Source organism: Natronococcus roseus (genome assembly GCF_043677095.1).
In the GTDB taxonomy this organism is placed as follows: domain Archaea; phylum Halobacteriota; class Halobacteria; order Halobacteriales; family Natrialbaceae; genus Natronococcus; species Natronococcus roseus.
The window spans coordinates 24,588-46,979 of record NZ_JBHLJR010000005.1 but is presented as its reverse complement, the minus strand read 5'-3'; the positions used below and the strand labels follow the sequence as shown (position 1 = coordinate 46,979).

Genomic DNA, 22,392 nt, shown 5'->3' with positions numbered 1-22,392 from the left:
GGTAGATCCTCCGTCAGGAAATCGAAATTCGGTTCCGTCGCACCTCGGACACACGTCCTGGCGTTTCGGAACGGGATCGGAGCCGCCCCCCGCCAGCAGGACGAACTCGCAGTCGCTGCACTCGACGAACTCGCGCACTGCCAAACGGTTGGAACTCGACGGTTGAGTAGTCTTCACCAAGGTGTGTAGGTGTGGCTCCGGTCCGACACGAACGGGGAGCGGACGATGCTCGCTCGAGTCGATCGTTGCCGGCCGCGGACCCCGCGATCGGCGGCTTTATCGGCGTTCGTTGCGGAGGAGTCGGCTATGACGGTCGTTCTCGCCGGCGTTGGCGCCGACAGCACGAACCTCGGAGCGCTCGGGCCGCTGTACGACGACGGACGGTTCGAGTACGTCCCGATTCCGGAGAAAACCTGCGAGACGGCGGAGACGGAAACGCTCGGCTCCTGGGCGCTGCGCGGCGACGACGGCGTCGCGGCTGATATCACGACCCGGATCGAGCCCCAGCCGGTCCGTGGCGGCCGTGACCCCATCTCCGGGGACGACCTCGAGTCCTGGCCGCTGCACCGCGATCCCAACTTCGAAGCGCTGACCTACGGCGAACACCGCACCAGCGGCTACGTCTCCCGGCTGCGCGCCCTCGAGCCCGGCGACGTCGTCGGTTTCTACGCCGGACTCCGGCGACCGGGCGGCGACCGCGCTCACCGCTACCTGATCGGCTACTTCACCGTCGACTCGGTCGCGGTCGTCACCCCCGAACAGTCGGACGAGGAGCGGCGATCGATCCTCGAGGCCCACCCCGAGAACGCCCACGCCAAGCGCGCGCGGGGCGACGAGCTCTACCTCGAGAAGCCGGTCGTAATCGTCGACGGCCGCGAGCCGGGCGGGCTGTTCGACCGGGACCCCATCCGGATCAGCGACTACTACGTCAGGGAGGGCAACGTCCAGGCCCAGTACTACCTGCGCGAGGAGGTCGAGTCCGCGTGGAACGTCCGGGAGGGCGGCGCGAACATGATGTTCAAACCCGCCTACCGGTGTGAACTCTCCGGAGAGCGCTTCCGCGAGAAAGTCGGGCTTCCCGGGGAGCGCTCGAGTTCGGACCCGCCCTCGAGACGGAGTGTACCCGAGTGAAGACCGCGAAACCGATCGGTTTCATGTGTCGACGACCCGAACGCTTCCCGTAGTGACCGACGAGACGCCCTCCCGCCACGACCGCGTGCGCAGCCATCGAACGCCCGGTGTCGCCAACTCCCTCGCCCACTGGACTCGAGCGCGCAGCCCGCTCCGGATCGCGATCAACTACGTCGTCGTCTGGCTCGTCCGGATCTCGCCGAGCCTGCGGCTCAAGCGCTGGCTGCTCCGACGGATCGGTGCCTCCGTCGGCACCGGCGTCTCCTGGGGACTCGAGGCCACGCCGGACGTGTTCTGGCCCGAGCTGATCACCGTCGAGGATCACGCGATCGTCGGCTACGATGCGACGCTGCTGTGTCACGAGTTCCTCCAGGAGGAGTACCGAACGGGCGAGGTCGTCGTCGGCGAGCGCGCGATGATCGGCGCGGGAGCGATCGTGTTGCCGGGCGTCGAGATCGGCGCGGGCGCGAGCGTCGCGGCGAACTCCCTGGTCACGCGGGACGTCGAACCGGGGGCGACCGTCGCGGGCGTGCCGGCCCGACCGATGGACGCGGAGTCGCTTGCGGAGTAGCTACAGCGAGGACCAGGCCTTTCGCGCGCGGTTCGCCGAGGAGACGTCGGTGATCCAGCGGGCGGCGATCGCCTTCTTCAGATTCTTCGCGGGGGCGCCGCCGAAGGTGTCGACGGGGAGTGCGAGACCGAACGCCGGCTTGACGCCGTGGGCGACGGCCTTGTCGCCGACGGAGACGACGGTTCCCTTGTCCTTGTGCTCCCAGGTCTTCAGCGGTCGGTTCTGGATGGCGCGGTTGATGTTCTCGGCGGCGACGTCCGCGGCCTGCCAGGCGGCCTGGGCCGTTGGCGGTGCGGGTCGGTCGCCCTGGTCGACGACCGCGGAGTCGCCGATCGCGAAGACGCGCTCGTTCGACGTCTGGAAGTTCGCGCCGGCGTTGACGCGGTTGTGCTCCTTCTCGAGGTCGGCCGTCTCGAGGGCGTCCCGTCCCGTGATCCCGCCGGTCCAGACGAGCACGTCGTGGCTCAGGGGCTCGCCCTCGTCGAAGTGGATCACGTCGTCGTCCGCTTCGGTGATCGGATCGTCCGTGTGGATCTGGACGCCGGCGTCCTGGAGCAGGTCCCGAAGCGCCTGCTGGATCTCCGGATCGTTGCCGGGGAAGATCTCCTCGAGCGCTTCGACGAGGTGGATCTCGAGGGGCGCGCGGTGGTTGTCGCGGAACTCGGCGATCTCGCCGGCGGTCTGGATGCCCGAGAGGCCGGCGCCGCCGATGACGATCTGGGCGGGGTCGCCGCGGGTCGCTTCGCGGCTCGCCTCCACGACGGCCTCGTGGATCTCGAGGGCGTCGTCCAGGCTCTTGAGGGTCAGCGAGTGGTCCTCGAGGCCGGGGATGCCGTAGTAGGCGGTCTGGCTCCCCAGCGCGACGAGGACGTAATCGTAGTCGACGTCCTCGCCGTCGGCGAGTTCGACGACCCGTTCGTCGGTGTCGAGACCGGTGACCTCGTCCTCGACGAACCGGGTCGAGGGCGCCGCTATCTCCTCGACCGGGATCGTGATATCCTCCTGGATGTCGGGATCACGGATCACGCGGTGGGACTCGTGAAGGACGAGGTGGTAGTCGACGTCGGCGATCCAGGTCAGGCGCGCGCTGTCATCGAGCTCCGATTGAAGCGTTTTGACCGCACCGGCCCCGGCGTAGCCGGCGCCGAGTACGACGACGTTCTCGGTCATACGTGTCACTCTGAAACACTCCGATACAAAGGTGTTGAAACAGGAACGGCCGAGAGTGAGATTCACACGCTCGGAGTCCGCCCGAGCGAGCGCGGTTCAGAGGATTCGCTTGCCGAAGGCGCTCGCCGTGAGGTCGGCCGCGAGCGTCGCCGTCTCGTTGCGCTCGTCGAGGATCGGGTTCACCTCGACGACGTCCATCGACCGAAGGACGCCCTCGCGCCGGTTTCGCGTCGAGACCCGCTCGAGCGCGGAGTGGGCCTCCCGATAGGTGACGCCGCCACGAACCGGGGTCCCGACGCCGGGTGCCGCCTTCGGATCGAGCCAGTCGAGGTCGAGGCTGACGTGAATGCCGTCGGTGCCGTCGGTTGCGATATCGAGAGCGTCCTCGACGACGTTCGTGATCCCTCGCTCGTCGATATCGGCCATGGTGAACGCGGTCATCTCGCTGTCGCGGATCCACTCGCGTTCGCGCTCGTCGATGCTGCGGAGGCCGACGTACGCGATCGACTCCTCGCGGAGGTTCGGGGCGCTGGCCCACTCCATCTCGTCGAACGCCCCCCGGCCGAGCACCGCGGCGAGTGGCATGCCGTGGACGTTCCCGCTCGGCGAGGATTCGGGCGTGTTGAGGTCGGCGTGGGCGTCGAACCAGATCGCACCCAGCTCCGCGGTTCGGGAGGCGCCGGTCATCGAGCCGATCGCGACCGAGTGATCGCCGCCCAACACCAGCGGGAACTCCCCGTCGGCGAGCGTCTCGGCAACTTCCTCCGAGAGCCGCGAGCAGATGTCGCCAACCTCGCGAAGGAACTTCGCGTTCCCCTCGCGGGGCTGGGTGGCGTCCGGATCGCGCTCCTCGGCCCGCGGAATGTGTAGATCGCCGGCGTCGACCGGTTCGACGCCCGCCCCCACGAGTTCGTCGGCCAGGCCGGCGTACCTGATCGCCGACGGACCCATGTCGACGCCGCGACGGTTCGCCCCGTAGTCCATCGGCGCGCCGATGATTCGCACTGTCTGAGCCATACGATGCCTTTCGGGAGCAGCGTTTTGTTCGTGCCGGTTCACGTCGAATCTCGGCGTCGATAGGTTTAGGGTTAGACGGCTCGAAAACCGATCGAAATGATGCTGAGCGACGTGATGGAAGACTACCTCAAGGCGATCTACCAGCTTCAGCAGGGGACCGACGACCGGATCAAGACGTCGGCGATCGCCGAGGAGCTGGACGTTACGTCGCCGACCGTCACCAGCATGCTCGAGAAACTCGAGGAACGCGGGCTCGTCGACCGCGAGAAGTACCGCGGCGTCACCCTCTCCGAAGAGGGTGAGACGGTCGCGCTCGAGGTCGTTCGCCACCACCGGCTGCTCGAATCCTACCTCACCGAACATCTGGACTACGACTGGTCGGAGGTCCACGAGGAGGCCGACCGGCTCGAACACCACATCAGCGAGGACTTCGAGGCTCGCGTCGCGGCCGCGCTCGACGAGCCGACGGTCGACCCCCACGGCTCGCCGATCCCCAGCGCGGACCTCGAGCCGCCCGAGCGCCGAGCGGGCGAGTCTATCGCCGGATTCGAGGAGGGCGACGTCGTCGTCGTCGAGGAGGTCGCCGACCGCGATCCGGAGATCCTCTCGTACCTGGCCGACCACGGCATCGAACCGGGGGTCGAACTCGAGATCCTCGAGGTCGCGCCCTTCGGCATGGTGACGGCCCGTTCGAGTGTACACGACGAGCCGGTGTCGATCCCCGAGACGGTCGCCCATCACGTCCGCGTCGCCCCGCCGGTCGAGGCCGAAGGCTAAGTTCCGGTTCCGAACCGTACTCATTCTGTCGCCGACATTTGATTAGTCTCAGTCGAAAAGTAAGTGAGAAAGGCATATGATTAGACGCATCTAAAGGGTACGTAATGAATCAGCGACGCGTCCGGATCGAGGTGTGGCAGTATGGGTAACGAGTTGCCGATACACGAACGAGTCCCCCACTGGGTTCTCGCTATCGCTCCGCTCGTCGTGCTGGCGGCCGTGCTCGCCCTGCTGGTCGTTACCTCGCCGTTCGGTGATCTCGGATCGATGGCGGACGCGAGCACCGTCGATATCCTCTGGATGCTCACGATCATCGGCTTCCTGGCCGGGATCGTTCCGGTGGCGATCGGGATGCTCTGGTTTCCGTTCATTCGCGCACTGGACTATCGGTTCATCCACGCGTTTCTCGCGCTCTCGGCCGGCGTCCTCGCCTTTATCGCCTTCGAGATGACCGAGGAGGTGATCGACTACGGTGGCGAACTCGAGAGTACGTCGCTCGCGGTAGTCGCCGCAGTCGGAGGTGTAGCCGCGACGTTCGGAATCATGTACGCGCTCAGCAGGTGGCGCCAGCGAACGGCGGCGACGGGCGCCGAAAAGAGCGGCCTCCACGTCGCGTACCTGGTCGCCGTCGCCCTCGGCCTCCACAGCATCGGCGAGGGGCTGGCCATCGGGACCGCGTTCGTTCTCGGCCAGGGCGAACTCGTGATGCTCCTGGTGATCGGATTCGTCATGCACAACATCATGGAGGGCCCGACCGTCGTCGCCGCGGTCGCCCGTGATACGGCGAGCCCGCCGCTTCACCACTTCGCCATCATGGGCGTACTGGCCGGGGGTCCGGTGATCCTGGGCGGCTGGATCGGCAGTCTCGCGGACTCGGCGCTGCTCGCCGTGATCTTCTACGCGATCGCGATCGGCGCGATCCTGCAGGTGCTGGTCGAACTCGCCGAACTCATCCGCTTCGACGCCGACACGATCGTGACGCGTCTCAACGCCGTGACGTTCGTCGCCGGCGTCGCGCTCATGTTCGTCCTCGAGGACGTCATCGTGGAGGGATGGATCCTTCCCGGCTGAGCGCGCCGGGTCGCAAATCCCGGGGACGGCGGAATGAAAACTGATTACTGCGTCGGGGCGTCACCTCCTAATCGAGCGAACTGCCCGACCCACCCGTCGGGTTTAAGGAAATCAATCACGAAGATTACAGCATGTCATCAATCGAACTCACCCCTAGCCAGAAGAAAATTCTCCGCGCGTTGACGAACCTCCACAAGGAATCGGAGGACGCGATCAAGGGCGAGGATATCGCCGAACAGGTAGACCGCAACCCTGGCACCATCCGCAACCAGATGCAGAGCCTGAAGGCACTGCAGCTGGTCGAGGGCGTCCCCGGTCCGAAAGGCGGCTACAAGCCGACCGCAGCGGCGTTCGAGGCCCTCGAGATCCAGCAGATGGACGACCCCGCCTCCGTCCCCGTCGAACACGAGGGCGAACCCCTCGAGGGCATCATCGTCGAGGAGATCGACCTCTCGAGCGTCCACCACCCCGAACTCTGCCGGGCCGAGATCCACATGCAGGGCACCTCGGACGGGATCGAGGAAGGTGACTCCGTCACGGTCGGCCCGACGCCGCTGTCGAAGCTCGTCATCGAGGGGACCCTCGACGGGCGAGACGATACGAACAACATCCTCATCCTCCGCATCGACGATATGGTCGCGCCGGCCGAGGAGCCGAACCACTAGCTGACTGGGATCGTTCTCTCGATTCTCCGCTCTGTCGTCCGTTCTTTCCTCCTGGAAAACCAAGCTGCGGCGCCGTCAGTTCGCGTCGGCGCGCTCGTTCTCGTCGGCCACCGAGGCCGCCGGCAGGACGTCGACGCTCGCGACGGCGTCGCCGTCGTCGACGTCCATGACGATCACACCCATCGTGTTCCGGCCGACGGTCGACACCTCGTCGACCCGCGTCCGGACGATCTGGCCGCGCTCGCTCATCATGACGAGGTGGTCGTCGGCGTCGACGGCCTTGACGGTCGTTACGTGTCCGTTCCGCCCGTCGGTCTTGATATCGATCAGACCCTTGCCGTAGCGGGACTGAGTTCGGTACTCCGAGAGCGGCGTCCGCTTGCCGTACCCGTTCCGGGTGACGGTCAGTAGCGCGCGCTCGTCGGCCTCGTCGGTCGCGACCAGTCCGGCGACGGCGTCGCCGTCGGTGAGCTTGATCCCGTTGACTCCGCGGGCGTTTCGTCCCATCGCCCGGACCTCGCCCTCGTCGAAGCGGATCGTCATCCCACCTTCGGTGGCGATCACCAGGTCCTGGGAGCCGTCGGTGACCTCGACGTCGACCAGTTCGTCGCCCTCCTCGAGATCGGCGGCGATGATTCCCGTCGAGCGGATGTTGTCGAACTCCTCGCCGGCAGTCCGCTTGACGTAGCCGTTTCTGGTGACCATCGTCACGTACTCGTCGTCACCGAACGCGTCGGTGTCGACGATCGCCGTGATATCCTCGCCCGCGTCCAGATCGAGGATGTTGACCGCGGACTTTCCGCGGGCCGTCCGGCCCATCTCGGGGATCTCGTAGGTCTTCAGCTGGTAGACCTTCCCCTGGTTGGTAAAGCAAAGCAGGAAGTCGTGGGTGTTCGCCCGGAACACCGTCGAGACGCGGTCGTCGTCTTTCACGTCCGCGCCGATGATCCCTTTTCCACCTCGGCCCTGGGGGTCGAAGTCGTCGATCGGCATCCGCTTGACGTAGTCGTCCTCGGTCATCACGACGACGACCTCCTCCTCCGGAATGAGGTCCTCGTGGGTGACCGTCCCCTGGTCCTCGATTATCGAGGTTCGGCGCTCGTCGCCGTACTCCGCTTTGATCTCGCGGAGTTCGTCTTTGATGACCTCCAGCAGTTCGGACTCGCTCTCTAAGATCTCGGTCAGGCGCTCGATCTCGGCCTGGACCTCCTCGTACTCCTCGTCGATCTCGGCGGCCTCCATCGAGGTGAGGCTCCCGAGTTGCATCCGGACGATGTGTTCGGCCTGCTCCTCGGAGAACTCGTAGGCCTCCTGCAGGTTCGTCTTGGCCGCCGAACGATCCTCGCTGTCGCGGATCAGCTCGACGACGTCCTCGGCGTTCTCGACGGCCTTCAGTCGCCCCTCGAGGATATGCGCTCGGTCCTCGGCCTCCGCGAGATCGTACTCGCTGCGCCGGCGGACGACCTCGCGGCGGTGGTCGACGTACTCCTGCAGAGTCTCTCTGAGCGAGAGCACCTGTGGCTGGCCGTCGACCAGCGCGAGGTTGATGATACCGAACGTCTTCTCGAGGTGGCTCTCGAGGAGCTTGTTCTTGACGACGTCGACGTTCGCGCCGCGCTTGAGCTCGATAACGATACGGACGCCGTCGCGGTCGGACTCGTCGCGCAGGTCGGTGATCCCCTCGAGGTCGCCGTCCGTGACGTCCTCGGCGATGCGCTCGACGAGGCGAGCCTTGTTCTCCTGGAAGGGGAGTTCGGTGACGACGATCCGCTCGCGGCCGGACTGCCACTCCTCGACCTCGAACTCGGCGCGGACTCGAACCCGTCCGCGGCCGGTCTTGTACGCCGAGTAGACGGCGTCGCGACCGACGATGTTCGCGCCGGTCGGGAAGTCGGGACCCTTGACGTGGTCCATCAGCTCCTCGACGGTGGCGTCGGGGTCGTCGATCAGTTCGATCGTCGCGTCGATCACCTCGCCTAAGTTGTGCGGCGGGATGTTCGTCGACATCCCGACCGCGATTCCCGAAGAGCCGTTGACCAGCAGGTTCGGGAACGCCGCGGGCAGAACGTCGGGCTCCTGCAGGCGGTCGTCGTAGTTCGCCGAGAAGTCGACCGTATCCTTCCCGATGTCCTCGAGGAGTTCCTCGGCGACGGGGGCCATCCGAGCCTCCGTGTACCGGGGTGCGGCGGCCGGATCGCCGTCCATCGAGCCGAAGTTCCCCTGGCCGTCCACCAGCGGATAGCGCATCGAGAAGTCCTGGGCCATCCGGACCAGGGTGTCGTAGATCGCGCTGTCGCCGTGAGGGTGGTAGTCACCCATCGTCTCCCCGACGATCGAGGAGGATTTGCGGTGACTGCTGCCCGAGGAGACGCCCAGTTCGTGCATCGCGTACAGGATGCGCCGGTGAACGGGCTTGAGGCCGTCCCGGACGTCGGGAAGCGCTCGCCCCGCGATGACGCTCATCGCGTAGTCGATGTAGCTCTGCTCCATCTCGTCTTCGATCCGGACGGACTCGATCGAGGCCGCCTCGATATCGGTGGGATCGGGTACTTCCGAACTCATGCGTGGGTACTCACTGCGTCTCGGTCTCGTCTTCGTGTAGTCTCGTGCATTCGATTACCTCAGATGTCGATCCACTCCGCCTCGGGAGCGTGGTCCTTGATGAACTGCTTGCGCGGTTCGACGGCGTCGCCCATCAGCACGGAGAACATCTTGTCCGCCGCGGCCGCGTCCTCGACCGTGATCTGCTTGAGGATGCGGTTCTCGGGGTTCATCGTCGTCTCCCAGAGCTGTTCGGGGTTCATCTCGCCGAGTCCCTTGAATCGCTGGACCTGGGTCGGATTGCCGTCACATTTCTCTTCGACGATCCGATCGCGCTCGGCGTCGGTCATCGCGTCGTAGGTCTCGCCGCGATACCGGATGCGGTACAGCGGCGGCTGGGTCGCGTAGACGAAGCCGCCCTCGAGCAGCGGGCGCATGTGCCGGTAGAAAAAGGTCAGCATGAGGGTACGGATGTGCGCCCCGTCGACGTCGGCGTCGGTCGCCATGATGATCTTCTTGTACCGGACGTCGTCGATGTCGAACTCGTCGCCGATCCCCGCGCCGATCGCGGTGATCATGTTGCGGATCTCGTCGTTCTCGAGGATCCGATCCAGACGGTGTTTCTCGACGTTGAGAATCTTCCCCTTGATCGGGAGGACGGCCTGGAACTCGGGGTTGCGGGCCTGCTTTGCGCTGCCGCCCGCGGAGTCACCCTCCGCGATAAACAATTCGGCCTCCTCGGGGTCTTTCGTCTGACAGTCCGCGAGCTTGCCGGGGAGGGAGGTCGACTCGAGGGCGGACTTCCGGCGAGTGAGCTCCTCGGCCTTCTGGGCGGCCTTGCGGGCCTTCGCGGCCTCGACGGCCTTGAGGACGATCGCCTGGGCGGTGTCGGGGTGTTCCTCGAAGTAGGTGCCCAGCTGCTCGTGCATCGCGCCCTCGACGATTCCCCGAACCTCGCTGTTGCCGAGTTTCGTCTTCGTCTGGCCCTCGAACTGCGGGTCGGGGTGTTTGACCGAGATTACCGCGGTCAGTCCCTCGCGGATGTCCTCGCCCGTGAGGTTGCCGTCGATGTCGCCGAGCAGATCGTTCTCGTTGCCGTAGTCGTTGACGACCCGGGTCAGCGCAGTCTTGAATCCGGTGAGGTGGGTCCCGCCCTCGCGGGTGTTGATGTTGTTCGCGAAGGCGTGGATCGAGCCCTGCAGGTCCTCGGTCGCCTGCATCGCGACCTCGACCTGGATGTTCTGGTCCTCGTCCTCGAAGTAGATGACGTCGTCGTGCATCACCGAGCGCGTCTCGTTGAGATACTCGACGAACTCGCGGATACCGCCCTCGTACTCGTAGGTCTCCTCGATGACCTCGCCGTCCTCGGTCTCCTGGCGCTCGTCGCGGAGGGTGATGCGAACGCCGGAGTTGAGGAAGGCGAGCTCCCGAAGGCGGTTCGACAGCGTCGAGAACGCAAAGTCCCTGGTCTCGAAGACGTCCGTGTCGGGCCAAAACGTGACCTCCGTTCCGGTCTCCTCGTCGTCGTCCATGTCGCGAGCGCGCTCCATGTCGCCGACGGGCTCGCCCGCCTCGAACGCGTGGCGAAAGACCGCACCGTCGCGTTTGACTTCCGCCTCGAGCCGTTCGGAGAGGGCATTGACGACGCTGACGCCGACGCCGTGGAGCCCGCCCGACACCTGGTAGGATTTGTTGTCGAACTTCCCGCCCGCGTGGAGGACCGTCAGGATGACCTCGAGTGCGGGGCGCTCGTACTCGTCGTGGGTGTCGACGGGAATCCCGCGACCGTCGTCGGAGACGGTCACCGAGTCGTCGGCGTTGATGGTGACGGTGATGTCGTCGCAGTGACCGGCGAGGGCCTCGTCGATCGAGTTGTCCACCACCTCGTAGACGAGGTGGTGAAGCCCCCGCGCGTCGGTAGAGCCGATATACATCGCTGGTCGCTTTCGCACAGCCTCCAGACCCTCGAGGACCTGGATCTGTCCGGCGCCGTACTCGCTTTCCTGGGACATGAGAAACCTGTTTTCGGGTAGCGCCCGACTGGGTATAAAACTTCGCGTACGCGCGCGAGCGCGACGAGAAATGCAGGTGTAACGGGTGTGTGATGGCTATCGCCGGACCGTAAATGAGAGGCCGTCCCGATCGGCAGTCGTCGAATGGTTGCACTTCTTTACTATCTTTCCGAACATACGCCATCTCAGGCTGTCTTCTCAAACGAATCACGCCCGACGGTTCGGGTATGGTGATTCGGAATCCGATCCACGGCGAGCAGTTGTCGGAGAGTCGGCACCGAACGACGCCGACTCTCCAGCGCGATTCAGGGTGAGATTCGATCCATGAGCCAAACCAGTTCTGTCGTCGACGTGCCGTTCGAGCGGGCGAAGGAAACGGTTCACCAGTACGGGCTCGGCCTCCTGTTCGCAGCGAACATCTTCGGCGCTGGCTCCGTCTACATCCTGACCGAGGCGGGACTCCTGTTCGGATACGGCCTCCTGTGGGTGTTACCCCTCGGGCTCGGCGTCGGGCTCGCGATGCACGAGATGTCCGCGCGCCTGGCTGCCGAGGACCGTCCGCTAATGACCTACATCAGGGACGTTCTCGGGGAGCGGACGGCGAAACCGTTCGCGTTCGGGATCTCGTTTATCATGCAGTTCTGGAGCGTGGCCAACTACGCCCTCGCGGGGGCTGCACTCGTCTACCTCACGCCGCTGTCGAACCTGTACGTCGCGGTCATCGTCTCGGCAGCGCTGGGAATCGCACTGGTCGAACTCCGGGTCTACAGCCGGATTGAAGGCGTGATCGCGGCGCTCGTGTTCGCGATATTCGCCTCCTATCTCGTCATCGTGGCGAACCTCCAGCCGCCAGCGACGGGTATCGCCAGCGGGTTCGTCCCCGGGATCGTCGGGGACATCGAGTACATGACGATGATCATCGCCCTGCTCGGGACGACCGTCTACTACCCGAACTTCTTCATCCAGACGAGCATGCAACACGAGAAAAACTGGGACGTCTCGCGCTACCGGCGCGATCACACGGTCGGACTGGCGGCCGTCATCGCGCTCAGTGCGACCGTGATCGTCGCGGCCGCGATCTCGATGCCCGACGCCGATCTGGCGTTTACCACGCCCGCCGAACCCCTGGTCGAGATGATCGGCGAGTGGGTCCTCGGCCTCTTCATCCTCGCGGTCGGCGCCGCCTCCTTCAGCAGCGCCACGGGGACGCTGTTCGCCGCCGGGTTCATGGTTCCCCAGTCGTCGGGGATCTCGACCCAGTTCGGCGATCTCCACTTCCGGCGCACCGTCCACTTCCTGATCGGACTCTCGGTCGCCCTGGCGATTCCGATCCTCGCCTTCACCGACTTCACGCCGGTCGATCTGGCGCTGTTGATGCCCGCGGTCAACGGCGTCATCGGACTTCCGCTGACTGCGCTGGCGCTGTTCGCGGCCGTCCGCCGGTACTTCGAGCCGTCGCAGTTCGAGCAGGCGATCTTCCTGGCGGCCGTCGTCGTGTTGTTCCTCACGTCGCTCGTGACGGGCGAGGACCTCGCTCGCTCGGTCATCGAACTGCTGTAGCGGGTCGCTCTCGGCGTAGGTTCCGCGATCGCATCGTCCGTCGCCGAAAGTCCGCATCCCGGCGACACCGACGGTACAACCGGAAGAATCACGTCGCCCGAGCTAATCGACCCGACAACGCCCCAGATGCTCGAGTTACCCTTCGGCTTCGCGCTCGCGTTGTTGCTCGTCTGTATCGCCTTTTTCTCCGGGATCGGCATCACTACCATCGGTCCGGGCGGCATCTTCGTGACGATCGCGCTCTACTCGCTGACGCCGCTGCCCTCGAGCCAGGTCGCCGGCACCGCCCACGCGACGTTCATCGTCACCGGGCTGGTCGGCAGCGTCGCCTACCTCTACTCCGGCGAGATGAAGACCGGCGAGAGCCGGGCGATCGCGATCGTCCTCAGCCTCTCGAGCGTCCTCGGCGCCCTGCTCGGTTCCCAGATCAACCCCCTCGTCTCGCGGTCGCTGTTCGGGATCCTGCTCGGCGGCGTCGCGATGACCGTCGGTGGAGTCATCCTCTACCGCGAGCGCCGGGGGTTCACGCCGATCGTCGACGTCGATCCGCTGACTCGGGAGGGACAGGTTGCGCTCGGCGGCCTGGGGCTCGTCCTCGGGGTCGCCAGCGGCCTGCTGGGGATCGGCGGCCCCGTCCTCGCGGTGCCGGCGCTCGTGCTGGTCGGCGTCCCAATGTTGCTGGCCGTCGCGGTCGCGCAGGTCCAGTCGATCTTCATCGCCGTATTCGCGACCGCCGGCTACGCCGTCCAGGGCGACGTCCTCCTCCCGCTGGCGGTCGTTATCGGGACGCCGCTGTTGCTCGGCGTCGTCGTCGGCTGGAAGGTCGCCCACGTCGTCGATCCCGCGCGGCTGAAGGTTGCCCTGGGCGTCGTCCTGCTCGGCGTCGGCCCATACCTCGCGCTGTGACCGCTCGAACCCTGAGGGTTCGGGTCGGCGATCGCCCCTGCAACCTGTCGATCAAGTAGCAGACTCAAGAGGATCCCGGCCTAGCCTCCCGATAGCATGCCACCCCGGATCCTTGTTCCGTTCGACGGCTCCGAACCCGCTCGAGCGGCCCTCAAGTACGCAATCGAGCTGTTTCCGGACGGTGAGTTCCTCGCGTTGACCGTCGTCGACACCGACTCGCAGCCGGTGATCCCGAACGCGGCCGACGAGGCCGACGAGGAGTTCCAGGAGATCCGCGAGGAGGCCGACGAGCAACTGAGCGGTGCAGAGCGGATCGCGAGCGAGTACGGCGTTTCCCTCGAGCGGCGAAGTCGAATCGGCCCGCCGGCCCAGGAGATCATCGACTGCGCCGAGGAGGGGGCGTTCGACCACGTCGTGATGGGGAGTCGCGGTCGATCGGGCGTGACGCGACTCCTGTTGGGCAGCGTCGCGGAGGTCGTCGTCAGACACTCGTCGGTTCCGGTGACCATCGTCCCGTGACCGAGAGCGTGCGCCAGTCGGTCCGACGGTGGCCATTGCCGGCCCAACCGACTTCCACCTCGCTCCGAAATCACCGGCAGAATGCTTCCATACGTCGTCTTAGGCGTCGCGGTACTCGTGGCAGCGGTCGGTCTCGAGCGACTCTCCTATCGGGCGCTCGAGCGAAACCCCTCCGTCGCGACAGAGGAGTTCCCCGGAATCGATCGCGAGCTGTTGGGCAAGTTCAGCAGCTTCGACGCCGAACTGGGCTGGGTCCCCCAGCCCGACCGGGAGAAACAGAAGGACACCGGCGACCACCTCCCCGGCGAGGAGGTCCGCAGCGTCGTCACCTACTCGACCGACGAGTACGGCAGCCGCGTCTGTCGGGCGAACGACCGGGACGAGGACGCCGACGTCACGGTGTCGACCTACGGCGACTCCTACTGTTTCTGCCGAGAGGTCGACGACGACGAGACGTTCCAGCACTACCTGTCCCAGGAACTGGACACCCACGTCGCCAACTACGGCGGCGGGAACTACGGGCTCGACCAGGCGTTGATGCGGATGAAGCGCCAGTATCCCGAGGAGGAGACCGACTACGTCTTCGTGGTCGTCACCGCCTCCTCGATCGCCCGCATCCTCTCGGTGTGGAAACACTACCAGGAGTTCGGCAACATCTTAGCGGTCAAACCCCGGTACACCCTCGAGGACGGCGCCCTGAAGCGCATCGATAGTCCGATCGAGGAGAAGGAGGACCTGCTCGATCTGGAGTCGAAGGCCGACTTCCTGCGGGAACACGACTTCCACTACGACCACTGGTTCAAACCGCACCACGCTTCACGGCCCTACACCGCCGACCTGCTCGACGACCCGGAGAACGTCCGCCACGCCCTCTGCGAGGGGGGAATCGATCTCGAGAAGCGAACCGGACGAGCGATCCCGGGGATCGACTTCGACGACGCCAAAACTCGCACCGAACTCCGGATGGAACGGCCCCGAGTTCGCTACCACGAGCGGCTGTTCGACACCCACGAGGACCTGTTCGATGCCCTGATCGGAGAGTTCGTCGACTACGCCGACGAGCAGGAGTTCACGCCGGTGTTCGTGATGGTCCAGCAGCTCCGGTACGCGAAGTACGAGGCCGAGCACGGCCCGATCTACGGCGACCTGATGGAGCGTCTCGACACCGAGTACGACGACCTCGAGACGGTCGACATGGCGACTCACCTCTCGGGCGGCGGCGACGTCGAGTCGCTGTACGTCGAGCGCGGCGAGGGCGGTCATTACAGCCCCCAGACCAACAGGAAGATTGCCCAGGTACTGGCCGACGTCGTCGAGGACGACCGGTAGCGAGGCCGTCGTTTTCGGACCGAGTATCGTTCGGCGGGGATCGAGTTAGTTCGCCCCGAGACCGCTCTCCTCGAGGATCCGTCGCCCCGAGCGGACGAGCCGATCCTGCTGGTTTCGGCCGGGCTCGTTGTACAGCTTCCCGTCGCGTTTGACGACTTCGCCGTCGACGAGCACCGTGTCGACGTTCGCGACGCCGGACTGGAAGACGACCGTCTCGATCGGGTCGTGAACTGGCATCGTGTTGAGATCGTCCGTCCGAATCATCGTGATGTCGGCACGCTTCCCCGGGGTCAGCGAGCCGATCTCGTCCTCGAGCCCGAGCGCACGAGCGCCCTCGATCGTCGCGAACTCGAGGGCCCGACGTGCAGAGATCGAGAGCTCGTCGACCTGCTCGCCGGCCTCGACGGTCGGCTGGTTGTCGAGTGCGCGCTGAGTCTGGAGTCCGACCCGGGTCTGGGTGAACATGTCGCCGCTGACGTTCGAGACGATGTCGACGCCGATCGAGGGGATCGCCCCCTCGGCGTCGAGCGTCTGTCGGATCGGCGGCATTCCCATTCCCATCTGCATCTCGACCTCTGGAGTCGTCGTCACCGAGCCCCCGCTCTCGCCGATTAGCTCGAACTCCTCGTCGGTGAGACGGTTGCCGTGGACGTAGTTGAGATCGTCCCCGAGCAGGCCGAGCTCCTCGAGGGTCTCCACGCCGCCCGGTCCGAGCGAGCCGATGTGCATCGACGCGAGAACGTCGAGTTCGCGGGCGAGCTCGATCTCCCCTTCGACAACCTCGTCGGTGGCGTAGTCGGGGCCGCGGATCCCCATCGCCAGCGTCAGCAGATCGTCGTCGTCGTCGAACCGCTCCTCGGCGAGCCGTCGGACGTCGTCGGGGTGGGGTTCGGTGCTCTCCTCCCACCACGTCTCGTTGTCGTCGCCGGGCTGGCCGTGGGCGAAAACGGCGCGGATTCCCGCGTCCTCGAGCCCGTCGATCGCCCGATCGGAGTGGGCGGGGGTGTTCGCGATGTGGAACCAGTCCATGATCGTCGTCGTCCCGGCGTTCAACTGCTCGAGCGAGCCGAAGAGGTTGCCCAGGTAGGCGTCCTCGGGCGTGTAGTGGCTGCTGATCTCGCCGAGCATCGTCTCGAGGTACTCCATGAACGACCAGTCGCCGGCGACGCCCCGGACCCCCGCCTGCCAGGTGTGGTGGTGTGCGTTGACGAAGCCGGGCATGACGATCGAGTCGCTCGCGTCGATCGTCTTCGTCCCGGCGGCGTCGATGTCGCGGTCGATCCGCTCGATCCGACCATCCTCGACGAGGACGTCCGTCTCGTCGCAGACTCCAAGATCCGGATCGACGGTGACGACCGTCCCGTTTCGGATCAGCGTGCGGTCGCCACCCTCGTCGTCCTCGCCCGCCGAGCTGTCGGCCGCCCCGCCCGCGGACGCGAACGTAAGCGCGGCTAGCGCGGAGCCGCCGACTCCCAGGTAGTTCCGTCGCGATACGCCCGATCCGTCGTCGTTGTTCGATCGCATACGGATCGAGGTAGCCGACAGCGACGGGAGTGCGTTCGCTTGGAATATACCAATCGGTCAGTCGTCGCTCGTGATCGGAATCGTCGCACCGGCCGTTGTCGGCCGTCCGTCCGACAGGAGCGTCTTGGCGAGCGACGCCTCGGCCCGGGTCAGCCGATACTGGAGCGTCGAGGTCGGAACGTCCTCCGCCTCGGCGATCTCCTGGATCGAGGCGCCTCGAGGGGTGTCGTAGTAGCCGTGTGCGACCGCGAGCTCGAGCGCTTCGCGCTGCTCGTAGGACAGCTCGGGTCCGCTCGCGAATCCCGGCCCAGACTCGAGAGGACGACTGATCCGTTCGAACGAAAGCTCGAGTCCGTCCCGAAGCTCGGCCTCGAGTTCCTCGTAGATCGCGCTCATCGACGCCTCGTCCTCGGCGAGGATTCGCCACCGGTACTCGGGACCGCGCTGTTCGGCCCGGCAGAGCACGCCGTCAGCGAGGTGTTTCGCCGCGAGGTAGGGGATCGACCGACAGCCGTCGCCCTCCGACTGGCGGGAGTAGATCAGCCGGCGTGTCGGCTCGCTCTCGAGGACCTCGTAGCGCCAGTCGATCGAACAGCCCCCCATCCCGCGAACGCTCGAGCAGCGGTCGATTCCCTCGAGTTGCTCGTCGTAGACCTCGAGGGCCTCGCGGGAACCGGTCACCTCGTCGAGGCGCCACATCGTATCGGTCGTCGCGTGACAGGATAGCGTCCGCGCGTACAGCTCGGGGTGCTCGATGAAGACGTCCATCAGGTGGTCTGCTCCCCGCTCGTAGACGACCGTGAACGCGAACTCGCGCATGCTCCCTTCTGGGTTTGCGAAGGGATGAACGTGCCGTCGGACGTCGCCGGCCTGCCGCCGGCCGTGCAGTGACCAGGGTGTCGTTGACGGGGCTCGAGATCGTATCCTCGAGAAATGCAACCGCTGTACCTCGCGCTCGGGATCGTCGTGTTGATCGCGGTCATCGTGGATATTATCTGGACGACGCTGTGGGTCGACGGCGGCTCGGGTCCGCTCTCGGGTCGGCTGACGACGGCCGTCTGGCGCGGGCTTCGAATGCTGACCGGCGATCACTCGAAGGCGCTCAGCATCGCCGGCCCGCTGATCCTCACGCTGACGCTCGCGATGTGGATCGCGCTGCTGTGGTTCGGCTGGACGTTCCTCTTTGCCGGGGGTGACACCGCGCTCATCAGTCCCCAGACCGGCGAACCTGCCGACTGGACGGGGCACTTCTACTACGTCGCCTACACCATGTTCACCAACGGAAACGGCGACTACTCGCCGACCTCGGGCACCTGGGAGATCGCGAGTTCCTTTACGACCGCGACGGGGATGGCTTTCGTTACGCTCGGCGTTTCCTACATCCTGACCGTTCTCGGCGCGGTCTCCGAAAAGCGGGCGTTCGCCAACAGCGTCACCGGGCTCGGCGAGCGAAGCGAGGAGTTCGTCCGCGCGGGCTGGAGCGACGAGAAGTTCGGCGGGCTGGACCTCCCCGTCGAGTCGCTGGCCTCGGATCTCTCCGAACTCGCGGACAAACACAAAGCGTACCCAATCCTTCACTACTACCACAGCGAGAAGGGGGAACGTGCCTCGGCGATGGCCGTCCCGATCTTCGACGAGGCCATGACGCTGTTTCGCTACGGCGTCGACGACGACACCCAGCTCAACCCGGCCCTGGTCGAGAACGCCCGCTCGAGCACGGACAGCTACCTCGACACGCTCGAGACGGCGTTCATCGAGCCGGCCGACGAGGTCCCCCCGCAGCCGGACCTCGAGCGACTCCGCGAGGACGAGATTCCGACGGTCGACGACGGGGAGTTCGAGGAGGCCGTCGCGGAGCTGACCGAGCGCCGGCGGAACCTGCTGGGCGTCGTCCAGGCCGACGCGTGGCACTGGCCGCCGATCGGCGACGACTCGGTGCCCCGTCCCGACGACGCCGCCGAGGAGAGCGGCTCGCGATAGTTCACTTTCACCGCGGTAGCGTACGCCTTTTACCCTCGCCGTTTGTAGGGGGAGACGATGACGTCGTTCCAGTCGACACTCGGCGAGGAGTCGGGGATCGCCGAGGAGCTGGCCGAGAGCCAGCAAGCGATCTCCATCGCCGAGTTCTTCGAGAAGAACAAGCACATGCTCGGCTTCGACAGCGGTGCTCGAGGCCTCGTCACGGCCGTCAAGGAAGCCGTCGACAACGCTCTGGACGCCGCCGAGGAGGCCGGTATTCTGCCGGATATCTACGTCGAGATCCAGGAGTCGGGCGACTACTACAAACTGATCGTCGAGGACAACGGCCCCGGGCTGACGAAGGAGTCGCTCCCGAAGGTCTTCGGGAAGCTGCTCTACGGCTCTCGTTTCCACGCCCGCGAACAGTCCCGCGGTCAGCAGGGGATCGGTATCTCGGCTGCGGTGCTGTACTCCCAGCTAACCAGCGGGAAACCCGCGAAGATCACCAGCCGGACCCAGGGCTCGAGCGAGGCCGAGTACTTCGAGCTCATCGTCGATACCGATGAGAACGAACCCGAGATCAGCGTCGAGGAGACCACGAGCTGGGATCGCCCCCACGGCACCCGCATCGAACTCGAGATGGAGGGGAACATGCGCGCTCGCCAGCAGCTCCACGACTACGTCAAGCACACGGCGGTCGTCAACCCCCACGCCAGGCTCGAACTCAAGGAACCGAACGCTCACTTCAAATTCGAACGCGGAACCGACCAGCTCCCCGAGGAGACCGAGGAGATCCGACCCCACCCCCACGGGGTCGAGCTCGGCACCGTGATCAAGATGCTCTCGGCGACGGACTCCCAGACGATTTCCGGCTTTCTCCAGGAGGAGTTCACCCGCGTCGGGAAGAAGACCGCCGACTCGGTGATCGACGCGTTCCGCGACCGCCACTACGGCCGCGAGATGCGCTGGAGTTCCCCCGACGACACCGAAGACGTCGACATCGGAGCAGCGGTTTCCGACGCGACCGCGAACAAGGGCGCCGAGGCCACGGCCGCCTTCGCCGACGCCATCGCCGACGCCGTCGCGGACCACGAGCGGGTCGCCCACTACGAACTGCTCGACCTCGTCGCCGAGGCGGCCGACGCCGTCGAGGACGAACACGGCACCGCCTTCGGCGAGACGGTTCAGGAGAACGCCGCCGACGCGGTCTGGAACGCGCTGATCGACGCCCCCGAGGAGACCGCCGATCCCGACGAGGACGCCGTCGCGGAGTCCCGTCTCGTCACCGACTGCTACGAGATCGCCGACGGGGCGACGAGCACCCGCAAGGACGACGACGTGATCCACGGCTTCGCGAGCCGGCTCGCGGCGAAGTTCGAGGACGAGGACGACGACCGTCACCGCCTCACCCGCGCACAGCTCCGCGAGCACGTCGACCGCGCGGCCGCCCTCACGGAGGAGTACGACGAGGTTTCCTTCGGGGACACCGCTCGAGAGAACGTGACGGAGGCGGTCTGGGACCTGATGGTGACCGTCCCCGACGACCCGCCGCTGGTCCGGGAGCTCTCGGGCGACCGCGACGCGACGAGCGAGCTCGTCGACGCGATGCGCGCGACCGACATCATGGCGCCGCCGACGCGGTGTCTCTCGCCGATCACCGACGACCTCATCGAGGCCGGCCTCGAGAAGGAGTTCGACGCCGACTTTTATGCCGCAGCGACGCGCGACGCCGAGGTCCACTCCGGCGATCCGTTCGTCGTCGAGGCCGGTATCGCCTACGGCGGCGAGATTCCGGCGGAGGGTAGCGCCGACGTGCTCCGCTTCGCCAACCGCGTCCCGCTGGTCTACCAGCGGGGCGCGTGTGCGACGACCGACGTCGTCAAGTCGATCGGCTGGCGCAACTACGGGCTCGATCAGCCCGGCGGCTCGGGGCTGCCCAACGGCCCCGCCGTCATCATGGTCCACGTCGCTTCGACGAACGTTCCCTTTACGAGCGAGTCGAAAGACGCCGTCGCGAACGTGCCGGCGATCGAGGACGAGATCGAACTCGCGATCCGCGAGGCCGCCCGCGAGCTGAAGAGCTTCCTGAATAAGCGCCGCTCGATGGAGAAACGTCGGAAGAAACAGAACGTTCTCGGGAAGATCCTTCCGGAGATGGCCGAGAAGGTCGCGGAAGTGACCGACCGCGAGGAGCCCGACATCGACGACGCCATCGCCCGCATCATGAACAACGTGCTCGTCGAGCGCCACTGCGAGGCCAACGGCGACGGCCAGGCCGTCTCCGTGGTCGTCGAGAACCACTCGAGTACGAACGAGTCCCTCGAGGTCACCGACATCGTCTCGGCCGAACCCCGCGACCTCTCGGACGGCGCGACCGCAGTCGAGATGGACGGCGAGTGGTTCGTCAAGTGGGAACCCGAGGTATCGAGCGAGGACGAGGCCGTCCTCGAGTACGAGGTCGACGACGACGCCGCGTTCGACCTCGACGTAAAGGGCGTCGAAAGCGCGAAACTCACCGTCACAGATCAATGAGTGCAGACACCGACCAGCAGGCCCGAGAACAGCTGCTCGATCTCGCCGCGCAGTTCTACGACCAGTTCGAACTGGGCGAGATCCCCCACATGTCCGTGCCGACGCGGACCAAGAGCAACATCGAGTACGACGAGGAGAAGGACGTCTGGGTGTACGGCGACCGCGAGTCGACCCGATCGGCGAACTCCGTGCGCGGCGCCCGCAAACTGCTCAAGGCCGTCTACACGATCGAGTTCCTCGCGAACCAGCTCGAGCAGGATCGCTCCTCGACGCTGCGTGAACTGTACTACCTCTCCGAGAGCTGGGACAACAAGGAAGCCCAGTTCAACGACCAGGACGAGTCCAACGGGCTGATCGAAGACTTGGAGATCGTCTCGGGGGTCACCCGCGAGGACTTCCACATGCGCCCCGAGGAGTCGGGCGCGACGATCATGGGACCGCTGCACCTCCGCGAGCAGACCCGCCGCGGCGAGCGCGAGATTCACTGTCAGGAGGACGTCGGGGAGGGCGGCTACCAGATCCCGAACAACCCGGACACGATCGAGTTCCTCGACGCCGACGCCGACTTCATCCTCGCCGTCGAGACCGGTGGGATGCGCGACCGGCTCGTCGAGAACGGGTTCGACGAGGAGTACAACGCCCTGATCGTCCACCTCAAGGGCCAGCCCGCGCGAGCGACCCGCCGGATCACGAAGCGACTCCACGACGAGCTCGACCTTCCCGTCACCGTCTTCGCGGACGGCGACCCGTGGTCCTACCGGATCTACGGCTCCGTTGCGTACGGTTCGATCAAGTCCGCCCACCTCTCGGAGTACCTCGCGACGCCAGAGGCCCAGTACATCGGCATCCAGCCCGCCGATATCGTCGAGTACGACCTGCCGACGGACCCGCTCTCGGACTCGGACATCAACGCCCTCGAGAGCGAACTCGATGACCCGCGCTTCCAGACCGACTACTGGGAGGAACAGATCGAGCTCCAGCTCGAGATCGGCAAGAAGTCCGAACAGCAGTCCCTGGCCGCCCGCGGACTGGACTTCGTGACGGAGACGTATCTCCCCGAGCGTCTCGGCGAGATGGACGTCATCTAGACGGCCATCGAGCCGAGGCT

At 65.9% G+C, this 22,392-nt stretch carries 18 protein-coding genes; 12 read left to right on the top strand and 6 right to left on the bottom strand.

Annotated elements, in window-relative coordinates; translation table 11 throughout:
• The first annotated feature begins 306 nt into the window (after window positions 1-306).
• The gene (locus ACFEMD_RS14225; protein WP_394741711.1) at window positions 307-1,131 is read left to right on the top strand and encodes an Nmad3 family putative nucleotide modification protein; all 825 of its coding nucleotides are present in this window, start codon (window positions 307-309) and stop codon (window positions 1,129-1,131) included.
• A 52-nt stretch (window positions 1,132-1,183) separates the two neighbouring features.
• Window positions 1,184-1,702, top strand: coding sequence for an acyltransferase (locus ACFEMD_RS14220; protein WP_394741710.1), 519 nt, complete (start codon window positions 1,184-1,186; stop codon window positions 1,700-1,702).
• On the opposite strand, the gene ACFEMD_RS14215 is transcribed toward ACFEMD_RS14220, so the two are convergent.
• A complete protein-coding gene (locus tag ACFEMD_RS14215; protein WP_394741709.1) occupies window positions 1,703-2,872 on the bottom strand; it encodes an NAD(P)/FAD-dependent oxidoreductase in 1,170 nt (389 codons plus the stop codon).
• A 96-nt stretch (window positions 2,873-2,968) separates the two neighbouring features.
• Window positions 2,969-3,889: an arginase gene (gene rocF / locus ACFEMD_RS14210; RefSeq protein WP_394741708.1), complete on the bottom strand. Its 921-nt coding sequence runs from the start codon at window positions 3,887-3,889 to the stop codon at window positions 2,969-2,971.
• A 96-nt stretch (window positions 3,890-3,985) separates the two neighbouring features.
• Between rocF and ACFEMD_RS14205 the strand changes: the two genes are divergently transcribed.
• From ACFEMD_RS14205 to ACFEMD_RS14195, 3 genes are all read left to right on the top strand, one after another.
• Window positions 3,986-4,666 (top strand): metal-dependent transcriptional regulator, encoded by a 681-nt coding sequence (locus tag ACFEMD_RS14205; RefSeq protein WP_394741706.1) that lies wholly within the window; start codon window positions 3,986-3,988, stop codon window positions 4,664-4,666.
• A gap of 141 nt (window positions 4,667-4,807) precedes the next feature.
• Window positions 4,808-5,737 (top strand): ZIP family metal transporter, encoded by a 930-nt coding sequence (locus ACFEMD_RS14200; RefSeq protein WP_394741704.1) that lies wholly within the window; start codon window positions 4,808-4,810, stop codon window positions 5,735-5,737.
• A 131-nt stretch (window positions 5,738-5,868) separates the two neighbouring features.
• Complete coding sequence (locus ACFEMD_RS14195) at window positions 5,869-6,402, top strand: Rrf2 family transcriptional regulator (protein ID WP_394741702.1); 534 nt, start codon at window positions 5,869-5,871, stop codon at window positions 6,400-6,402.
• Between the two features lie 75 nt (window positions 6,403-6,477).
• Here the strand turns inward: ACFEMD_RS14195 and gyrA are convergent, their stop codons facing one another.
• Together gyrA and gyrB are read right to left on the bottom strand one after the other, a co-directional pair.
• Window positions 6,478-8,964 (bottom strand): DNA gyrase subunit A, encoded by a 2,487-nt coding sequence (gene gyrA, locus ACFEMD_RS14190; RefSeq protein WP_394741700.1) that lies wholly within the window; start codon window positions 8,962-8,964, stop codon window positions 6,478-6,480.
• A gap of 59 nt (window positions 8,965-9,023) precedes the next feature.
• Complete coding sequence (gene gyrB / locus ACFEMD_RS14185; protein ID WP_394741697.1) at window positions 9,024-10,955, bottom strand: DNA topoisomerase (ATP-hydrolyzing) subunit B; 1,932 nt, start codon at window positions 10,953-10,955, stop codon at window positions 9,024-9,026.
• A 324-nt stretch (window positions 10,956-11,279) separates the two neighbouring features.
• Between gyrB and ACFEMD_RS14180 the strand changes: the two genes are divergently transcribed.
• From ACFEMD_RS14180 to ACFEMD_RS14165, 4 genes are all read left to right on the top strand, one after another.
• The gene (locus ACFEMD_RS14180; RefSeq protein WP_394741696.1) at window positions 11,280-12,515 is read left to right on the top strand and encodes an NRAMP family divalent metal transporter; all 1,236 of its coding nucleotides are present in this window, start codon (window positions 11,280-11,282) and stop codon (window positions 12,513-12,515) included.
• 126 nt (window positions 12,516-12,641) lie between these two features.
• On the top strand, window positions 12,642-13,421 hold the full coding sequence (locus ACFEMD_RS14175) for a sulfite exporter TauE/SafE family protein (RefSeq protein ID WP_394741695.1): 780 nt from the start codon (window positions 12,642-12,644) through the stop codon (window positions 13,419-13,421).
• 96 nt (window positions 13,422-13,517) lie between these two features.
• On the top strand, window positions 13,518-13,940 hold the full coding sequence (locus tag ACFEMD_RS14170) for a universal stress protein (RefSeq protein ID WP_394741693.1): 423 nt from the start codon (window positions 13,518-13,520) through the stop codon (window positions 13,938-13,940).
• 81 nt (window positions 13,941-14,021) lie between these two features.
• Complete coding sequence (locus ACFEMD_RS14165; protein WP_394741692.1) at window positions 14,022-15,269, top strand: hypothetical protein; 1,248 nt, start codon at window positions 14,022-14,024, stop codon at window positions 15,267-15,269.
• 45 nt (window positions 15,270-15,314) lie between these two features.
• On the opposite strand, the gene ACFEMD_RS14160 is transcribed toward ACFEMD_RS14165, so the two are convergent.
• Together ACFEMD_RS14160 and ACFEMD_RS14155 are read right to left on the bottom strand one after the other, a co-directional pair.
• Window positions 15,315-16,793 (bottom strand): amidohydrolase family protein, encoded by a 1,479-nt coding sequence (locus ACFEMD_RS14160; RefSeq protein WP_394741691.1) that lies wholly within the window; start codon window positions 16,791-16,793, stop codon window positions 15,315-15,317.
• Window positions 16,794-16,850: 57 nt separating this feature from the next.
• Window positions 16,851-17,612, bottom strand: coding sequence for a helix-turn-helix domain-containing protein (locus tag ACFEMD_RS14155; protein ID WP_394741690.1), 762 nt, complete (start codon window positions 17,610-17,612; stop codon window positions 16,851-16,853).
• 114 nt (window positions 17,613-17,726) lie between these two features.
• Here ACFEMD_RS14155 and ACFEMD_RS14150 point away from each other — a divergent pair, with 114 nt between their 5' ends.
• From ACFEMD_RS14150 to ACFEMD_RS14140, 3 genes are read left to right on the top strand one after another with little or no spacing between them, the layout of a single operon-like run.
• On the top strand, window positions 17,727-18,773 hold the full coding sequence (locus ACFEMD_RS14150) for an ion channel (RefSeq protein ID WP_394741689.1): 1,047 nt from the start codon (window positions 17,727-17,729) through the stop codon (window positions 18,771-18,773).
• Window positions 18,774-18,830: 57 nt separating this feature from the next.
• Window positions 18,831-21,284 (top strand): DNA topoisomerase VI subunit B, encoded by a 2,454-nt coding sequence (locus ACFEMD_RS14145; protein WP_394741688.1) that lies wholly within the window; start codon window positions 18,831-18,833, stop codon window positions 21,282-21,284.
• Window positions 21,281-22,372: a DNA topoisomerase IV subunit A gene (locus ACFEMD_RS14140; RefSeq protein WP_394741686.1), complete on the top strand. Its 1,092-nt coding sequence runs from the start codon at window positions 21,281-21,283 to the stop codon at window positions 22,370-22,372. The genes ACFEMD_RS14145 and ACFEMD_RS14140 overlap by 4 nt, the downstream gene beginning before the upstream one ends.
• Window positions 22,373-22,392 lie beyond the last annotated feature (20 nt).